This window comes from Staphylococcus hyicus, assembly GCF_000816085.1.
GTDB lineage: Bacteria > Bacillota > Bacilli > Staphylococcales > Staphylococcaceae > Staphylococcus > Staphylococcus hyicus.
Map to the genome: position 1 here is coordinate 1914103 of NZ_CP008747.1, position 19607 is coordinate 1933709.

Below are 19607 nucleotides of genomic sequence, written 5' to 3' on the forward strand. Positions count from 1 at the left end.
AATCTTTAATGCCTTTACTCAAACTTTGTAATATCATTGTCCGGTTTATAATTTTGTTCTTTTAATAGACGTGGATAATCTTCTAACCAGAATTTAGCTGTAGGTAATTCATCTGCATTTGGACGATAAATAGCCGTTTTACCAGTACCATATTTCTTTTTATGTTGCTCAAAGTCTTTCAACGCGTTTAAGGCAGGCTTACATAATATCCATATCGCAATAATGTTTAACCATGCCATCATCCCAACACCTAAATCACCCAATGCCCATGCCACATCTGCAGTTTTAACAGAACCATAAGCAGTCGCAGCTATAAGTATGACTCGAATGACGTTACGCCATAATTTATTCTGTTTTTTTGCAATTCTATTCGTAATATAACTGACATTCGTCTCCGCCATATAGTAATATGCTAAAATTGTCGTAAATGCAAAAAAGAAAAGTGCAATTGCAATAAAATATGAACCTAACCCAGAAAATGTCGGATCAAAGTGATAGTTTGATCCTTGGAATGCTTTATCAATACCTGCTTGGGCATACATCGCCGTTCCAGAATAATCTTTTGTACCGTCAGCATTTTGAACATAGATACCACCATTTTCAATTAATCCTGGACGCCCATCTGCCGTTGTCGTACCATCTGTAGTATTGTATGTACCAGAAATTAAAATGATTAATGCCGTCGCTGTACAAACAAACAATGTATCTACATACACTGAAAATGCTTGTACCAGCCCTTGTTTGGCTGGATGAGAAACTTCAGCCGCCGCCGCTGCGTGTGGACCTGTACCTTGACCTGCTTCATTGGAATATAAACCACGTTTTACACCTATTTCAATCATCGCACCAATTATGCCACCAAATGCTGCTTCCATACCGAAAGCTGATTTAAAAATTAACGCAAATAATGCAGGTACTTCTGTGATATTAATGGCGATAATCACGAGAGCCATTAAAATATAAATAATAGCCATAAATGGCACAACTGCTGTCGCTACTTTGGCAATCCATTTTACACCGCCAAAAATAATCAGCCCTAAAATAATAATAAGGGCAATCGCAATCACCCATGTTGGGATACCAAACGCATTGTTCATAGAACTTGCTATCGCATTAGACTGTACCCCGGGCAGTAATAAGCCTACAGAAATGATAGTAACTACCGCAAATAACAACCCGTATGCTTTACCAAATTTCCCCTTAATCCCCTGTTCTATGTAATATGCTGGTCCACCGCGATATTCACCATCTTCTTCTTTTTTAAAAATTTGACCGAGTGTAGATTCAATAAATGCTGTTCCTGCACCTAAAAATGCAGTAGCCCACATCCAAAACACAGCGCCTGGACCACCGATAAATATCGCTGTTGAAACCCCTACGATATTACCTGTACCTACACGTCCTGCCAGTGATAAGGCAATAGCTTGGAAACTTGAAATCCCCGTAGGAGATTTTTCCCCTTGAAACATTAACCGAATCATTTCTTTAAAGTGTCTTACTTGTAAAAAGCGTGTCATTAAACTAAATAAGATTCCCGTGAGTAAGAGACCATAAACAAGTGGTTTACTCCAAACAATTTCATTCAACCACCCCACAATTGCTTCAACCATACACATACCCCCATGTTTTCTGAAAAGATTAAAAATTTTCAGATAAATATGCACTAATTATAACTGTAAAATATAATCCGCGCAACACAATTCAAAATTTAGTATTTGTAATTTTATTCACAAATAGTTGTTTCATCATCCCCTAAATTGGGCTATACTGAAATGTGACAAAATTATAAGGAGGTACAAGCGATGACAAATAAAGTGTGGTTTCGTACTGGTGTTGCTTTGTTAATACTATTCCTTTTAATAAAGCTCTTTTTAGAAATCAATCATATTTTTATGCCACTCATTATTATCGTTCAATCTGTATTATTACCATTATTAATGGGCGGATTTTTATTTTACATATGTTTACCTTTTCAAAAAATGCTTGAGAAAAGACATGTCCCTAGATGGGCAAGTATTACAATTATTCTTTTAGGATTAATGACAATTATCGGTGCTATTATTGGCATTGTTGGTCCTGTCATTACGAGCCAGGTACAAAACTTAATTAAAAACATCCCGATGATCCAACGAGAAGCACAAGGTTTAATTAATTTTGTTCTCGATCAACGAGATCGTTTACCATCGAATGTTACCGACAAAATCAATAGTTTGATTTCTCAAGTTGGTTCATATACAACAGATATTTTATCCAACTCATTCAACATCATTTCGAGCATTATTTCTACCTTATTTTTACTGATCTTAGTACCATTTTTCTTAATTTTTATGTTAAAAGACCATGAACGCTTTATTCCTGCCATTGCGCGTATTTTTAATGGAGATCGTAAAATCTTTGTCGTTAATCTATTAACAGATTTAAATCACACATTAAAATCTTACATTCAAGGTCAAGTAATGGTCAGTTTAATCTTAGGTGTTATTTTATTTATCGGTTATAGCCTCATCGGTCTAGAATATACGGTATTGCTTGTAATGTTTGCGATTATTACCAATATGATTCCATTTTTAGGGCCGTGGATGGCATTTTTACCTGCGGGTATCTTAGGACTTATTCAAAGCCCTTCAACATTTGTATGGGTATGTGTTGTTACACTTGTTGCACAACAACTTGAAGGTAATGTCATCACGCCAAATGTTATGGGTAAATCATTGAACATTCACCCTTTAACGATTATTATCGTCATTTTAGCTTCAGGTAGCTTAGGTGGCTTCGGCTTAATTTTAGTTGCAGTTCCATTATATGCAGTCTTAAAAACGATTGTCCGTAATATCTTTAAATATAGACATCAAATTATGTTAAAAGCACGTAGTGACGTTGAGGTTCACAAGCCAAACTCCAAAATTTAATCACAAGCATATATCCAATATAAAAAGGTTCTCAGACATTGTCTAAGAACCTTTTTAAATTATCATTAACGAATTGCATGATATCCAGCATCAACATGAATATTTTCACCTGTGACACCACTAGAAAAATCACTTAAAAGATAAGCCGCTGTTTTACCCACTTCTTCTTGGTTGACATTGCGTTGTAACGGTGCACGTTGCTCAATTTCTTTTAAAATTGTTGTAAAGTTACCTACACCACGTGAGCTTAATGTTTTGATTGGTCCAGCAGAAATGCAGTTGACACGAATGTTATCTTGACCTAAATCAGCCGCTAAATATTTTACACTTGCTTCTAAACTTGCTTTTGCAATCCCCATCACATTGTAGTTTGGTACCGCGAACTCACCACCGATGTATGAAGATGTCACGATACTACCGCCATCTTTCATGATTTTACGTGCTTCACGCGCAACAATAGTTAGTGAATATGAACTAATATCTTGTGCCAATAAGAAACCGTCACGAGATGTTTCAGAATAACGGCCACGTAATTCTTCAACACGCGCAAAAGCGATAGAATGGAAAACACCATCAATATTACCCACATCTTTGCCGATTTGTTCAAAACCTTTTTCAACATCGTCATCACTTTGCACATCAATTTGATACACATGCTTTTCTTTTTGATTTAATTGATCAATCAACTTATCTAATTCATTAAAACTACGTTCTTTACGGTATGTAAATACAAGATTTGCTCCTAATTCGTCTAACACTTTCGCAACGCCAAAACCAATACTTCTTTTATTGGCAATCCCCATTATTACATATGTTTTTCCTTCTAAATTCATCACAATGAATTACTCCTTTGAAATAAAATTTGCTAGATTACTTTAATTTTAACATCTGGTCTTAAATTTTAAAAATCAAATCTCTTTAAATTGAAAAACAAGCAAAATCCTCATTATGATTTTGAGCATTCTGCTTGTCTTCTTTTATTTAAACATCTCTAATTCGATTTTAAGTTGATCGACATACTCTTTCGACCCTGTTACGATAAGGCGATCACCATATTGTAGTTTCGTATCTCCATGCGGTACAATCGATTCATTATTTCGAATGATCCTCACAAAGATGATATCACCATCAAATGGAAAATTACGTAATTGTGTTTGGTCAAACGCATAATTAAACATTCCAATTTCATAAATAGATGTTTCAACATTACTTAATAAGTTAAGCATGTTCGGTGTTTCAATCATCCCTTTAAGTAAAATTTGGTTACTTTGGAAGTTACTAAAAATTTCGATACCTTGTGATTTTAAAGTTTGTTCCTCATCATTCGTTTCTAATCGACAAATGACCCGTTCAACCCCAAACTCTTTAGCCATTAATGCTACTTTTCTATTAATGGCATCATCATTGGTGGAACAAACGACGATATCACTTTCAAATAACCCTAAGCGTTCTAACATTTTTGATTCATAATCGGCGATTTCTATCATTGTAATATCATCCGATAAAATACGATGATCTGTTAAATCTTTTCGATAATAAAGCGTCACTTTGTATAGGTGAGATTGTAAGCTTTGGGCAATAGGGATCGATAATTGATTCTTCCCTATCATGGCTACTTTTATAGAACGCTGCATCTCATCGGGTAATGGAAACATTTTTTTAAAGACAATTGGTACAAAGACACACGTAATAACAGCACTTAAAATTAATATACCTGATGTATCAGAACTTATCGTTCCTAAACGCTCAGCAATTTTTGCTGCTGCAATAACGAGCGACAATGTTGATGTTAATAAAAATGCAGATGCGATTGTCGTTTTTATATCAAACCACTTTTTAATAATCAATACTGGCAGTAATTTGGAAATTAAAAACGCCAAAATCAATACTGGTATGATTATAAGAATTGATGGATTTTTAATTAGGGATGGGATATTTAAGTCCACTCCTACCATAATAAAGAATATCGGTATAAAGAACCCATAACCAAAAGAATCTAACTTCTCAACCAACTCTTTATCTGGTTGTAGTAAAGAAACAACAACCCCAGCTAAAAATGCGCCTAAAATATGTTCTGCACCCACACCTTCTGCAAGTGCAACTAATAAAATAATTAGTGCAAACACTGCACGAATACCAATTTGTGTCGTACCAGCCATCAATTTATTTAAAAATGGTGCTTTTTTGAATAAACCACCTACGACATAAAAGACAATAGTGAAAACAACTAAAATACCAATTAACCAAATCGTGCCGCCACCTTTGGCATGAATTGCTCCGTACACAGTAAGTAGCAACATCGTTGCCAAATCAGCAAGTACGGCAACCAGTAATATAAATTGCCCAATCGTTGTACTCATAATATTCATTTCTTTTAGTGTGGGTACGACCACCCCTAATGAAATCGTCGAGATTATAATAATCATGAGCAATACGTCATTGATGAGACCAATCCACATAAAACCAAACGCGAGTACAATGGATATTGCCATAATAAATATAAATACATAAAATGCGAGTGATAAATGACTTGGTCCTTGTGTATGCTCTTTTTTAGGTTTCCCTTTTTCTTTTTTAAATGCATTAAAATCAATTTCTAAACCACTTAAAAACATTAAAAAGATAAATCCTAATGTTGAAAGAATATTTAAAACATCATCTCTATGTACCAAGTGTAAAAATGAATTACCAATCATGATACCCATTAAAATTTCTGCCACAACCACAGGTAAAAAGGAAATTCTAAGTCGATTGACTAGAATAGGTGTCAGTAGTGCAGCAATAATAACTATAACGAGTGATACAAATTCCATAGGTCCCTCCTTAAATCAAATAGGTCATAAATGTAGTTGCGAGTCCGAAATAGATCAGCATACTTACAATATCGTTAATCGTTGTGATAAAAGGCCCACTAGCGACAGCTGGGTCAATACCAATTTTATTCATAATAAGTGGAATCACTGAACCTATCGTTGTCCCTACTGTCATCGCAATCGTCAAACTACTACCGACAATTAATCCAAGAATGGGTTCACGATAAATGAGTAAAATAATAAAAAATAAACTCGTGGCACAACAGATTCCTGTTAACAAACCACTTCCTGACTCACGTAATGCAAGTTTGAATTTACTTTTTTCATCAATTTCTCCCGTCGAAATGTTACGAACTGCAACGGCAAGTGATTGTGTTCCTGAATTTCCCGACATCCCACTAATAATTGGAATAAACGCAGCGAGTAACGCAACCTTTTCTAATGTTTCTTCAAAAGATCCTAAAATTGAAGCTGTAATCATACCAAGAACCGTTAAAATCATTAACCATGGTAAACGCTTCAAAGCAGTCTTAACAATAGAATCATCTGTAGAGTCAATGTCTGAAACCCCGGCTAAACGTGAGTAGTCTTCACTTGCTTCTTCATCCATAACATCGACGATATCATCAATTGTAATGATACCCAACAAATGATTTTGATAATCCACAACAGGCATCGCAATAAAGTCATAATCTCGCATCGTTTGTGCAACATCTTCTTGGTCATCCGCAACATTTGCACTAATGACACGCTCACTCATAATATCTTCTATATATGCATCGTTTTCTGCTACGATTAAATCTCTTAAAGAAATAACCCCTACAAGTTTTTTCTGTTCATCAACAACAAAAATCACGTAGATGGTCTCAGCGTCCGGTGCTTGGTCTTTTACACGCATCATCGCTTCGTGTACAGGCGTATTAATGGTTAATGAAATGAACTCCGTTGTCATGATACCACCGGCAGTATCTTCGTCATAATGTAATAACGCCTTAATTTCAGCTGCATCTTCTTTATTCATGAGTAATAATAAACTCGCGATTTTACGCTTTGTGAGTTGATTTAAAATATCTACCGCATTATCGTATGACATATGCTCAAGTATTTGACTCGCATACGTAGCATTCATTTCCTCGAATAAATCTTCATAAGCTTCTTCATCTATTTCTAAATGCTCGAAAAATTCTGCGACTTCTTCAGGTGAAAGGAATTGGTACATTTTCTGACGAATATCACTTTCACTTTCCTCGAAATATTCACTTTGTTCATACGAGTGGAGTTCAAGAAATGCGTGTCGAAACCCATCAATATCATTCTTTAAAATGTATTCATCAAGTAACGCTTTATCATACATTTCTTCATCGTCTAAAACTAATTGCTCTCTTTCATCCATCATTTTGGCCACCTCCATCTCTCATGTTTCTTACAAAGTCATCAACAATTGGTGAAAATCAGGATGATTATTTTTGATATGTACGACCGCCTTTGTAATTGGATGTGTAAATTTAATTTCTGCACATTTTAGTAATTGTGTGGCATGCATAGGATGCGGGTTCCCGTATAACCCATCACCCACAATAGGGGCTCCTAGGTATTGAAAATGCACACGAATTTGATGTGTTCTTCCCGTTACAAGTTTAACACGGCATAATGTATAAGTCTTGAAGTTTTTAACTGGCCAATACAACGTTTTCGCATATTTTCCATCATTTGAAATACAACGTGATATGATGCTATCGTTTGCTCTTGCAATCGGAGCTTCAATCTCTCCATATTGAGTCAGTTCGCCTTCACATATACATTCATAATATTTATCGATGTCTGTATGTGTCATTAAATGGTGTAAATGACGAGATTTGGCAAATATCACAATGCCCATCGTATGACGGTCTAAACGCGTGACAATATGTGGTATCCCTTTTTCTTGATGATGTTGCATATGGCTAAGTGCTTGTTCCACTAAACTGTAATGAGGATGTTCACGAGACGGCGCACTATTTTGATGCCCGGGCTTTGATACAATTAAAAGCCACTCATCTTCAAAAAGTATATGTAACGGCATATCATAGGGGATTAAGTTTGGGCTCGGTACTTCTTTAGGCAATTGAACTTCAACATTATCTCCGACAGAAAGCATTTTCCTAACAGTTACAGGTTTCTGATTAACAAGTAAAGCGCCATTTTGTTTAATGGCGCTAATCGTCTTTTTAGAAAACTGTTGCTCATATAAAAATGTTTTAAGTTGCATATTCTCACGAATCGTAAACCTATAGATCATACGTCATCGCCACTTGATATAAAAGAATCATGCACGCGTTTCCAAAATGGAAACGGCCTAAAACGTGCAAAACGGATTTTTTCATTGGCAACACGGTATTGTATCGCATTCACATTTTTGTGTTTAATACTCACATGATCAATGGTCGTTAAAATAGCGTCGTGATTAACCGGCTTAATATGGCACGTATGATGTTTTGGCAAAACTAATGGAGACCCTACCGTTCTAAATACACGGTTGTTGATAGAAGCAATTTCAGCAATTTGAATGGCCTCTAATGATGGATGAATCAATGCGCCTCCTAATGCTTTATTATAAGCCGTCGATCCAGAAGGCGTCGAAATACACAATCCGTCACCTCTAAAACGTTCAAAATGTTGACCTCGAATATCTAAATCGACTACAAGTGTTGTGCCATTTTCTGTTTTCATCGTTGCTTCATTAAGCGCAAGGTGTCGTGTTTCATAACCTTTATCGTTATAACGTACAATGATTTCAAGTAAGGGATATTCAATGACTTGAAACTCAGAATTATTAATTTCTATAATGAGTTTCTCCACTTCATGTGGTAACCAATCTGCATAAAACCCAAGGTGCCCTGTATGTATCCCTACAAATGCACATCTCGATAACATATGACTATATTGATGAAAAGCCTGCAATAGCGTGCCATCTCCACCTACAGATATGACTATTTCAGGATTAACTTGATCTTCAATCATTTTAAAATCCCGCATATGGCTCATCATTTTATGTTTTAACGCTTCTGATTTTGCATCACCTTTAGATAATATTACAAAACGCATTATTCCACCCCACGGTTTTCATGCTTGTCTGCACGTTTTTTGGAATAAAACTTTTGAGCTTCTTTAATTTCTTCCTTAATTTCAGACATTTCTTCATCAAGTAGAAAAGCCGCTTCAGCCGCACGTTCTAAACGTTTCTGAATTTCCGGGGGATAATCCCCATCATATTTATAACGCAACGTATGTTCAATCGTTGCCCAAAAATTCATCGCCAATGTCCTGATTTGAATTTCAGCTAAAATTGTTTTTTGACCTTCGAGCGTCTCAATCGGATATTCAATAATCACATGGTATGAACGATAACCACTTTGTTTTGTATCTTTAATGTAATCACGTTCTTCAACGACCCTAAAGTCTTCACGTTGACGTAAAAGTTCCACAACTTTATCAATATCATCCACAAATTGACACATCATGCGTAATCCAGCAATGTCATACATTTCTTCACGCAAACGGTCAAATGGAATGCCCCTTTTATTCGCCTTATCAATAATACTCGTGATTGGTTTTACACGCCCAGTAACGAATTCAATGGGCGAATTATGTTCGGTAACTTGATAAGCTTTACGTAGCCCTTTTAACTTTATTTTAAGTTCGTCAATCGCTTGACGATAAGGCGAAAGAAAAATTTCCCATTGATTCATTTTACCTCACTCCGCTTCATACTAATTCAAAAGTCTCTTCAACCGCCGATACGAAATCATTACCGTAATTAGAGTTTCCTTCGATATTATCTAATAAGTACTCTAATTCATCTCTAAATTGTGTTAATTTTATCGTATCGTTAATAATAATTTGTTTATCTTTGTGCTCATGAAGCATAGACCAAGTTTCCTGAACAAATATGAGATATGAAAACGTGGATCCATTATCCATTAAATAAACGAAAGAAAAATGATCACTGTCAACAATCATTTGACCGACTTCAGTCAAACCTTCAGTAGACTTATCTGTGTAACATAGTACTTGATTATCTTGAATTTTAATTTCATTAACATAAATACGCATACGTTCTCCTCCTATATGAGCATTGTCACCCAATACTCATATTGCTTTTGTTCAGTTTGTGATGACATATGTATTGCAAACTATAGCCATTCACAACCATTCCGTCATTCTTGTCGATAGAATCAATAAAGCAATTGATTCTCACCATTCGTTTTATTATGAGGCAAACTGCCTTATCATAATACAGTTTACCATAATTCTTAACACGTCTCATTGACTATCTATCAAATTGTAAATACTTTTAAACACTCGCAAACTTAGGCATAATATGGATTAAGGAGTGAATACGAATGGCAATCGAACAAGAAATTGAATTCAAACAATTATTAGACTTAATACAGTATGAAAATATAAAAACAACTTATTTTTCCGACGATGAACCTAAAACCCAAGTGAATTATTATATTGATACACCCGATTTTCAAATTCAATCTCAAAAAATGGCGTTGCGAATAAGAGTGAAAAACAATAATCCTAATGAAATGACGTTAAAAGTACCTTTAGCAATCGGTTTAAATGAGTATAATTTTGACACAACCGTCGTACCTTTAAACGGACTTCACATTCAAGAGCAACATTTACCAGTTGAAATTCATAATGTTTTACAAGAAAAACACGTTTCATTCAATCAATTACAAATATTAGGTGATTTAAAAACGATTCGTTATGAAAAACCGATTGAAGGCGGTTTACTGGTATTAGACCATAGTCTCTATCTCGGTAAAGAAGATTTCGAGTTAGAATTCGAAGTGAATGATTATCATAAAGGAAAACAAGCATTCGAAACTTTACTTAACCAATTTCAGTTGACGCATAAAGAACCCAAAAATAAAGTGCGTCGCTTTTTTGAATATCAAGCATTTTTAAAACAACACAAACACAAATAGGCTTTGGGTAAGTGTTTTTACTTTGATATGTAAAAATTCATGTTATTATTTATGTATATCAAAACTAACGATTAAGGTGATGTCATGCCTCCAACGCCGTATGAAGTGATTGGTCAAGATGCACTTTATAAGATGATTGACCATTTTTATATTTTAGTAGAACAAGATGATCGAATAAATCATTTATTTCCAGGGGATTTTAACGAAACAAGCCGCAAACAAAAGCAATTTCTCACTCAATTTTTAGGTGGACCAAGTTTATATACCGATGAACATGGTCACCCAATGTTACGAAAACGTCATTTACCTTTTAAAATTGATGAAACAGCGAAAAATGCTTGGTTAGAAAATATGCATATCGCTATCGAAAATGCACAATTACCCCATGGTGTGGGTGATTATTTGTATGAGCGTTTAAAGTTAACTGCGTCACATATGGTTAACACAGAATATTAATTGTAGGTGAAAATATGACGAAAGAATTACGAGCTGTTGTTCATAGCTGTCAAGAAGAAGCAAATACAAATCTTTCTCCTGTGAGCAAAATAGAAATTTATTCTTTTTTCGATCCTTTTAGCAAAGATAGTTTTAAATTATCTGCCGTTTTATCGAAATTAAAAATTGAATACAGCCAATATATCCGCATTCGTCATATCCTCAACCCTTCATTACGTGTGTTGACAAAATGTCAAGCACAGAGCACATCTGACCGCGACAATATTGCGCTAGCATTTAAAGCGGCAGAATTACAAGGGCGCGCCCGTGCTCACCGCTTCATGCATCTTATTCAGAATGAGATCATTCCGAAACCAGATATTGTCACAGAAGATATGATTTCGAAATGTATCGTTAATGCTGGATTGGACTATGATGTATTTCAAGAAGATTTAATTCATGGTAATTTACGTGAAAGTTTAAAAGTTGATTTGCATATCGCACGCGAAATGGAAGTTAACATGGCACCTTCCCTCGTATTTTTCAATGAGGATATCCAAGAAGAAGGATTAAAAGTTGAAGGATTATATCCATATCATATATATACGTATATCATTAATGAAATGATGGGATGTCAAATTGAAAAGCAACTTCCACCAAAATTAACAACATACATTCATCAAAAGCAACTGGTTACAGAAGAAGAGCTATTAACGATTTATGAGTGGCCTGAGAAAACATTAAAAAAAGAATTAAAAAAATTACTCTTGCAACAAAAGATTGAAAAAATAAAATACCCTGGTGGAGAATTTTGGAAGTCTAAAATGTGAGAAATAGCATATATTTATTACGAAGTTGGAACATTATAATGTTCCAGCTTTTTTAGTATAAAAAAAACGCCGTGTTCTGACACGGCGCTAAACAAAGGGGATGGGAGAAATTTTTCACTTCAAACAAAGGGGTATGTTTGTTATGTGATTAATTTCATGCTCATAATATATCACGTGTTTACAAACGATTCAACCCTTTAATGTCCAAAAATGCAACATTTCACAAATCCGTCAAATTGTAAACGGATTCAATCCCCTCAAGCTTTCATTAATTTTTCAAAAGCGTCTAATTTTTCCTCAAATACTTTACAAGCATCTTCAATTGGTTGTGGCGTTGTCATATCAACACCCGCATTTTTTAAGATTTCAATTGGGTAATTTGAGCTTCCTTTTTTCAAAAATTCATTAATATAGCGTTCAACAGCAGGTTGACCTTCTGTCAATATTTGATGACTTAAGCTTTGTGCAGCACTATACCCTGTCGCATATTGATATACGTAATAGTTCATGTAGAAATGTGGAATACGCGACCACTCTTTACTAATGTGATCATCTGTTTCAACAGTGTCTCCAAAATATTGTCGGTTTAATTTAGCGTATTCTTCATTCATGCGTGTCGCGGTTAACGGCTCCCCTGCTTCTTCAATCTGATGGATTTTATGTTCAAACTCTGCAAACATCGTTTGGCGGAATAAAGTCGCACGGAAACGTTCTAATTCTTGATTTAATAGTAATAAACGTCGCTTATCATCCAAGTGTTTATCCATATAATAACTTAATAATGCTTCATTACATGTAGATGCTACTTCTGCCACAAAAATAGTATAGTCACTTTGGTTTGAAGGTTGATTTTTACGACTAAAGTAACTATGTGCAGAATGACCAAATTCGTGAACCAGTGTATATAAATCAGATACAGTATTCGACCAATTCAATAAAATAAATGGATTTGTTTTATGAGAACCTGATGAGTATCCACCTGAACGCTTACCTTTATTTTCATAGACATCAACCCATCGATTTTGTAAACCTTCTTTTACGACATTAAGATATTCTTCGCCCATAGGTTCTAATCCCTTTAACATCCATTCCACCGCTTCATCATATGGCATATCAAATTGGATGTCCTTAACCATAGGTGTGTACATATCATACATTTTCAAGTCATCTACACCGAGTAGTTCTTTACGAAGTTTCGTATATCGATGTAAGAGTGGCAAATACTTATGCACAGTTTTAACTAAATTGTCATATACTTCCTCAGGAATATGTGTACGGCTTAACGCTTGCTCACGCGCTGTTTTATAATGATGCGTGCGCGCATTAAATACATGTTTTTTCACTTCTCCAGCAAGTGTTGCGCCTAACGTATTATTGTATGCACCATACGCTTTATACACATTATTGTAGGCAGATTCACGTAATGTGCGATCATCTGATTCTAAATATTTAATAAACGTACCTTGCGTTAATGGATGGTGTTGACCATCTTTATCCGTAACATCTTCAAATGTTAAATCTGCATTATCAAACATACTGAATACATTACTAGGTGTTGATAACGCATCTTGAGCTTCTGTAAGTAATTTTTCTTTCTCTGCATCTAATACATGCGGACGTTGTTCATTAATTAATTTTAAATCAAATTCAAAACGCTTCAGACCATCATGTGATGAAATAAATTTTTGCACACGCGCTTCTTCAATTTGAAGTAATTCTGGAACTAAAAAACTCCATGCAGAACTTAGTTTGATGGCTAATTGATGGGCACGCGCTTCAAATCCTGTATATTTATCATTCGCTGTATCTTGATCTTGCTTTAAATGCGCATATACATAAACTTCCTCAAGCTCTGTCTCAATTTCATCTTCTAAACGTAGTGCTTGGTATAGCGTTTCAGCATCATCACCTAAGTGACCTTTAAAAGCTTCTTCTTTACCAAGGTAACCTTCGACTTTTTTAAAGGCCGCTTCCCATGCCTCATCACTTTCAAAAATCGTTGTTAAATCCCAAGTATATTCAGGGTGTTGTTGTTCTTGTTCTGAACGTGTAAGTTGTTGTGTCATAGTTTTTTCCTCCTCTAAAGATGATATTACTGTTATTTTCTCATTTTTAAATTCAGATTGCACTTTTAAACTATGTCACATTCAATATTTTTAAATATGCATGAATCATCATATTCATTTTATGCACATAATCAACCTTTTTTTCTGCGAAATACCGCGGCTTCAAACACTGCTTAACAGAAATATGAGGAATGACACCTTTTTTTAACGCTTTTAATACCGTTAATTGCCATAGTATCGGATTGGTCACGAAATAGATTTGTTCTGGAAAAACAAACCCAGTTAATTTAACCACTTGCTCATCAGTCATTTGCAACTGATATATTAATGATAAATGTGGTTCAAGCACACTATGTTTCAATCGACATTGTGTGAGAAATGCTTTTATATGTAATCTAGAAAGCTTTTTAACCACTGTAAGTGAACAATTATTCATGTTAATGTGTGTGAGCCAATCTTTAACGTGCACGCTTTGTTGAATACCTATAAAGCGATTGGCTTTTATAGGCAGAAGTTGTGACAATTCAATAATCTCTGTTCCATCATCACTAAGGCTGTATAACGTGTGCGTATATGGATCTATACATGCTTGATGACGTTGTGTAAGGTTGTACATTCCGTGACTTAACTTAGGTAATTCTGTTAACCATAACACGTGATAGCCAAGTTGAGATAACTTTTCTGTTCTTTTTTGAAATGATCCAATACTCATCGCGCTTAGTTGAATTTCAAGCGCCCACCGATCTACAATAATGTCAGGAATTTGCTGAATCGTCTCTACATAAGGTTCCAACCGCACATCGTTATAGTATTGCTTTAATGACGTATAAAGACCATACTTCATCGTTTGATGACGTATAGATTCACCCCCATAATGATTTGAATGTAAGGATTGTGCTTGGTGAGCAAAATGCGGCACCATCTTAACCCCTTTCTTTAAAATAAGCTGCGCTTTGCATATAGGACAATAATATTGACCTTGTTTAGATGCATCACACGCATGGACTTGATTTTTATGAAGATCCATTGCAGTTAACATCAACATCACCTCATAGTTATACTCGTTAAACGGTGCGCTTTTACTTCTAAAACGATTTAAAATTTTGTATGAGATAATCATTCACCAACCTTATATCATGCATAAAAAACACGCCCTGTTTAGTGGGCGTGTCGCTGATTTCTATATTATTTATCTGTAAAGTAACGTTTCACCTGTTCAAGTACATTATGACTCATAACTATTTTGCCATAATCGTTTAAATACACTTCCGTTTTATCTGTTGGCATTGCGTATTCAAGGACTTGTCCGTAAAAATCATGAATAGGTTCTTCCGTTACATCATGATCAAAATGAACCATATAATAATATTCGTTATTTAACATATAAAGTAAATCTTCATAACGTGTTAGTTTTTGATTGTTTTGATGCGCATACGCAATGAGCGTTTCTAAACTATCAAACTTAAAGACAAGCGTATTTGAAGCCAATGCGTGACTTTCATCTGAAGTCGCTGTATGTTGTACGCCTACTTCATCATCAACTTGTTCTTCATTATCTTTTGAATGTGATTTTAAAGATTGTGCTAGAAGTTCATTTAACTGACTATCAAATTCGTCTAATGCATGATCCTCGTCAGACATTTGCATTAACTCGTCATTTTTAGATTTTGAAATTGTCACTTCTACCCCTTTTTCAAACGCATGTACTTGTATCCATAAAGGGCCTTCTACTACAAAATCTTCTTCTTGGTTAATTTCTTCCATCATAGACCAAAAAAATTCTTCGCCTCGTTTGCGGTTCGTCCATAAATCTTCGCGTTTAAAACCACGTGCTTCTATATCTTTATAAGTGATGAACAACTTTACAGTCATATCATCAATGCGCTCTATTCTCATATCATCTCACTCCTCACAGTCGATGAATAGTAACCCTATTGTAGTAGACAAATTCAAAAAATACAATCTATTTGTTTGTAGCATGCAATCTTCAGAAAAAATTTTATTTACAATATATATGTCTTGTATTTACTCAAAATACGATATGTAAACGTAAGCTCATCACATTGAGCCACTGATGCTATTAAAATAAAAAACGAGCAACGTGACATGACGTTACTCGATATCTCATATAAATCTAAAGCGATTTATGATATTTAAATTAATCAACCATACGTTGTGCTTCTTGCAATTGGAACGTACGTACTTTTCGAGGTAAGAAGCGACGAATTTCATCTTCATTATATCCTACTTGCAAACGCTTATCGTCTAAAATAATTGGACGGCGTAAAATACCAGGATTATCTTGAATGATGCCATATAAATCTTGTAATGGTAAAGCGTCGATATCGACGTTCAATTTTTGATAAGTTTTAGAACGTGTAGAGATGATTTCATCTGTACCGTCTTCAGTCATTTTTAAAATTTGTTTTATTTCATCTAATGTTAAATGCTCAGAAAAAATATTTCGCTCCGTATACGGAATGTCATGTTCTTGTAACCATGCTTTCGCTTTACGGCAAGATGTGCAACTTGGTGAAGTAAATAATGTTACCATACATCTCACTCTCCTAATTGAATAAAAATTCATTAAATTTTTAACGTTTTAGTTTGACTGCTCAATCTATGTCTAAACAACTCAAATCTTTTTCTGTTTTTCTAACGCTATAGTTATATTATAGACAATCAACATTAAAATTAAATGAGAAATCTGTAAAAATAGTATTTATTTTAAATTATCAGTCTTTAGTATGAGACGATTCTATTCGATTTCTTACTTATCATCATATCATAACTTACAAACGAAGAAAATACTGTTACAATAGTAATGATTATCTTGAAAGAAAGTAGGCATTGTAAATATGAAAACACTATTCTCAGGAATTCAGCCAAGTGGTATCCCCACAATTGGGAATTATATTGGGGCTTTAAAACAATTTGTTGATATTCAAGAAGACTATGATTGCTATTTTTGTATTGTAGATCAACATGCAATAACGGTACCACAAGACCGTTTAAAATTACGTCAACAAACGCGTCAACTTGCAGCAATTTATTTAGCTGCTGGACTTAATCCAGACAAAATTACACTTTTCATCCAATCTGAAGTCCCTGCGCATGTACAAGCCGGATGGATGCTTACAACCATTTCTTCTATTGGGGAACTTGAGCGCATGACACAATTTAAAGATAAAGCACAAAAACAAAATGACGGCATTCCAGCTGGTTTATTAACATATCCACCTTTAATGGCGGCAGACATTATTTTATATAACACAGACATTGTCCCTGTTGGTGATGATCAAAAACAACATATCGAATTAACACGTAACTTAGTAGACCGTTTCAATAGTCGTTATAACGATGTTTTAACTAAACCTGAAATTAAAATGCCAAAAGTCGGTGGTCGCATTATGAGCTTACAAGACCCAACTAAAAAAATGAGTAAAAGTGATGACAACCAGAAAAACTTTATCTCTTTACTAGACGAACCTCATATTGCCGCTAAAAAAATTAAAAGTGCTGTTACTGATTCAGATGGTGAAGTTAAATACGATAAAGAACATAAACCTGGTATTTCTAACTTATTAACAATATATTCAAGCCTAACGAATGAATCAATAGAAACGTTAGAATCACGTTATGCGAACGAAGGTTATGGTAAGTTCAAAGGTGACCTTGCTGACATCGTCGCTGACTTTTTAACACATTTCCAAGAAAAATATAATGAATTCTATCAATCAGAGCGCTTAGATGACATATTAGATGAAGGCCGAGAAAAAGCACATCGCACTTCCTTTAAAACACTTAAGAAAATGGAAAAAGCAATGGGACTTGGACGTAAACGCAAATAAGAAAACTGCCCCCTTTCTGAGATGAAGGGTGCAGTTTTTTTATTTTTCTTTCTTTTTACCTGTGTCACGATCGATAGATTTATCAATATATGTGTACTTTAATGATGTATCTCCACCAATATTATGATAACGTAGGTTTTTCACTTGTGGATTTGTCAGATGCGCTTCCCCTTTTTGATATACAGGTGCAATCGGTGCTTCATTAAGCAATAACTCTTCTGCATCTACAAGCGTTTGATTTCGTTCTTCAGGTTTTTGCAATAATTCGCCATTCGCTTTTTCAAGCATTTTATCATATTCTTTATTACTCCAACCTGTATTATTAGACGAATTACCTGTTGTCATAATATTAAGAAACGTCATTGAGTCCGGGTAATCTGGTCCCCAACCTGAAAGTGAAATTTGATAATTTCCACTTTGTTCACGTGCAATACGTTGCTTAAACGGTAATTGTTGGATTTTAACAGTAACCCCTGGTAACGTGGTTTCAACTTGAGATTTAATAAACTCTGCTGAAATTTTAGACGCTGGAGTATCTTCTGTGTTCAACGTGAAAGTGAATTTATCTTTACCTAGTTCTTTTTTAGCTTTATTGTAATTCTCTTTAGCCTGTTTAGGGTCGTATTTCAATGGTGATTTAATTTGATCTGTAAAATCTTTGCCATTAGGTGCATCTGCAGTTCCTTTAGCAGTGAATCCATCCACTTCTTTAGAACCGTTATTCAATACAGAATCTACATAATCTTTTTTATTGATGGCTTGCGAAAAAGCAAGTCTCATATTTTTGTTTTTAAACTCTGGGACTTCGTCTTGATTTAATTTCAAGTAGAATGTTGAGGCAAGAAGACGTTTTTTCAATGCAGGATCCCCTTTATATTTATCCACTTGTTCTGCAGAAATTATCGTATCATCTACTGAACCTGTATCATAAAGTGACGCTCCAGCTTGACCATCTTTTAGAACCTTATAATTGACTTTGTCTAGTTTCACAACGTCTTTATCCCAATATTTATCATTTTTCACTAAAATAATTTTATCTTCTACAGCCCAGTCTTTAACTTTAAATGGACCATTGTACACACTTTTATCTTCAGATGTTCCATAACGTTCGCCATATTTTTTCACAACTTTTTCATTTTGTGGTAAATATGTAGCAAATGCGAGCATTTCTTTAAAATAAGGAATCGGTTTAGTGAGTTCAAAACGGAGAGTATGGTCGTCAATCGCTTTTACCCCTAGTTCATCCACATCTTTTTTCCCATATTAATCGCTTCTGCATTTTTTAAATCATACATAATGTACGCATATTCTGAAGCCGTATTAGGGTCAACTACACGTTTCCATCCATATTCAAAATCATGGGCAGTGACTGGATCTCCATTTGACCATTTGGCATCTTTACGTAAGTGAACCGTCCAAGTTTTACCCCCGTTCGTAATTTCAGGGTCTCCTTGTGCAACGCCCGGTTCAGCTTTATCATTTTTTCCTGCTGTGTATAAACCTTCATAAACTTGGCTAAATTTATCAAAACTTACATTATCCGTTACTTTAGCAGGGTCTAATGACGCCATATCTTGAGGAATCACTTTTCGAAACACTTGCCCTTTTTCATCATAAATCCCTTCAGCATTACCGCATGCAGATAATACAATAACTGAACTCATGATTGCCACGAGTAGTTTGACTTTATGTTTTGCGATTTTCAATTGCATTTCCCCCTTCCT

Annotated in this window: 17 protein-coding genes and 1 pseudogene; 5 read left to right on the forward strand and 13 right to left on the reverse strand. The window is 34.8% G+C overall.

Translation table 11 applies throughout. From position 1 onward, the window contains the following. Positions 1-14: 14 nt before the first annotated feature. Complete coding sequence (locus tag SHYC_RS09040) at positions 15-1610, reverse strand: alanine/glycine:cation symporter family protein (RefSeq protein WP_039646469.1); 1596 nt, start codon at positions 1608-1610, stop codon at positions 15-17. A 192-nt stretch (positions 1611-1802) separates the two neighbouring features. Here SHYC_RS09040 and cozEa point away from each other — a divergent pair, with 192 nt between their 5' ends. Continuing rightward, positions 1803-2909, forward strand: a complete 1107-nt coding sequence (gene cozEa / locus SHYC_RS09045; protein WP_039646471.1) for a lipoteichoic acid biosynthesis protein CozEa — start codon at positions 1803-1805, stop codon at positions 2907-2909. 65 nt (positions 2910-2974) lie between these two features. On the opposite strand, the gene fabI is transcribed toward cozEa, so the two are convergent. From fabI to SHYC_RS09080, 7 genes are all read right to left on the reverse strand, one after another. Continuing rightward, the gene (fabI, locus tag SHYC_RS09050) at positions 2975-3745 is read right to left on the reverse strand and encodes an enoyl-ACP reductase FabI (RefSeq protein WP_039646474.1); all 771 of its coding nucleotides are present in this window, start codon (positions 3743-3745) and stop codon (positions 2975-2977) included. Between the two features lie 141 nt (positions 3746-3886). Then, positions 3887-5722, reverse strand: a complete 1836-nt coding sequence (locus SHYC_RS09055) for a monovalent cation:proton antiporter family protein (RefSeq protein ID WP_039646476.1) — start codon at positions 5720-5722, stop codon at positions 3887-3889. Between the two features lie 10 nt (positions 5723-5732). Then, a complete protein-coding gene (mgtE, locus tag SHYC_RS09060) occupies positions 5733-7118 on the reverse strand; it encodes a magnesium transporter (RefSeq protein ID WP_039646478.1) in 1386 nt (461 codons plus the stop codon). Positions 7119-7145: 27 nt separating this feature from the next. Continuing rightward, on the reverse strand, positions 7146-8000 hold the full coding sequence (locus tag SHYC_RS09065) for an RluA family pseudouridine synthase (RefSeq protein WP_039646480.1): 855 nt from the start codon (positions 7998-8000) through the stop codon (positions 7146-7148). Next, the gene (locus SHYC_RS09070; protein ID WP_039646482.1) at positions 7997-8806 is read right to left on the reverse strand and encodes an NAD kinase; all 810 of its coding nucleotides are present in this window, start codon (positions 8804-8806) and stop codon (positions 7997-7999) included. Before SHYC_RS09070 ends, SHYC_RS09065 begins: the two co-directional genes overlap by 4 nt. Then, the gene (locus SHYC_RS09075; RefSeq protein ID WP_039646484.1) at positions 8806-9450 is read right to left on the reverse strand and encodes a GTP diphosphokinase; all 645 of its coding nucleotides are present in this window, start codon (positions 9448-9450) and stop codon (positions 8806-8808) included. The genes SHYC_RS09070 and SHYC_RS09075 overlap by 1 nt, the downstream gene beginning before the upstream one ends. A gap of 16 nt (positions 9451-9466) precedes the next feature. Further along, positions 9467-9814: a UPF0738 family protein gene (locus SHYC_RS09080; protein ID WP_039646486.1), complete on the reverse strand. Its 348-nt coding sequence runs from the start codon at positions 9812-9814 to the stop codon at positions 9467-9469. Positions 9815-10104: 290 nt separating this feature from the next. Between SHYC_RS09080 and SHYC_RS09085 the strand changes: the two genes are divergently transcribed. From SHYC_RS09085 to yjbH, 3 genes are all read left to right on the forward strand, one after another. Then, positions 10105-10701, forward strand: a complete 597-nt coding sequence (locus tag SHYC_RS09085; RefSeq protein WP_039646488.1) for a CYTH domain-containing protein — start codon at positions 10105-10107, stop codon at positions 10699-10701. Between the two features lie 84 nt (positions 10702-10785). Beyond that, positions 10786-11157: a truncated hemoglobin YjbI gene (locus tag SHYC_RS09090; RefSeq protein WP_039646490.1), complete on the forward strand. Its 372-nt coding sequence runs from the start codon at positions 10786-10788 to the stop codon at positions 11155-11157. A 14-nt stretch (positions 11158-11171) separates the two neighbouring features. Next, positions 11172-11966: a protease adaptor protein YjbH gene (gene yjbH / locus SHYC_RS09095; protein WP_039646492.1), complete on the forward strand. Its 795-nt coding sequence runs from the start codon at positions 11172-11174 to the stop codon at positions 11964-11966. A 257-nt stretch (positions 11967-12223) separates the two neighbouring features. Here yjbH and pepF read toward each other — a convergent pair whose 3' ends face one another. From pepF to spxA, 4 genes are all read right to left on the reverse strand, one after another. Further along, positions 12224-14032, reverse strand: coding sequence for an oligoendopeptidase F (pepF, locus tag SHYC_RS09100; RefSeq protein WP_039646494.1), 1809 nt, complete (start codon positions 14030-14032; stop codon positions 12224-12226). A 70-nt stretch (positions 14033-14102) separates the two neighbouring features. Next, on the reverse strand, positions 14103-15071 hold the full coding sequence (locus SHYC_RS09105) for a competence protein CoiA (protein WP_039646496.1): 969 nt from the start codon (positions 15069-15071) through the stop codon (positions 14103-14105). Between the two features lie 146 nt (positions 15072-15217). Next, on the reverse strand, positions 15218-15928 hold the full coding sequence (gene mecA, locus SHYC_RS09110; protein WP_039646498.1) for an adaptor protein MecA: 711 nt from the start codon (positions 15926-15928) through the stop codon (positions 15218-15220). 262 nt (positions 15929-16190) lie between these two features. Next, the gene (gene spxA, locus SHYC_RS09115) at positions 16191-16586 is read right to left on the reverse strand and encodes a transcriptional regulator SpxA (RefSeq protein WP_037565881.1); all 396 of its coding nucleotides are present in this window, start codon (positions 16584-16586) and stop codon (positions 16191-16193) included. Positions 16587-16890: 304 nt separating this feature from the next. Here spxA and trpS point away from each other — a divergent pair, with 304 nt between their 5' ends. Beyond that, positions 16891-17883 carry a tryptophan--tRNA ligase gene (trpS, locus tag SHYC_RS09120; RefSeq protein ID WP_039646500.1) on the forward strand — a complete coding sequence of 331 codons (993 nt, stop codon included), beginning with the start codon at positions 16891-16893 and terminating at the stop codon, positions 17881-17883. 39 nt (positions 17884-17922) lie between these two features. Here trpS and SHYC_RS09125 read toward each other — a convergent pair. Beyond that, positions 17923-19595: pseudogene (locus SHYC_RS09125) on the reverse strand (peptide ABC transporter substrate-binding protein). Positions 19596-19607 lie beyond the last annotated feature (12 nt).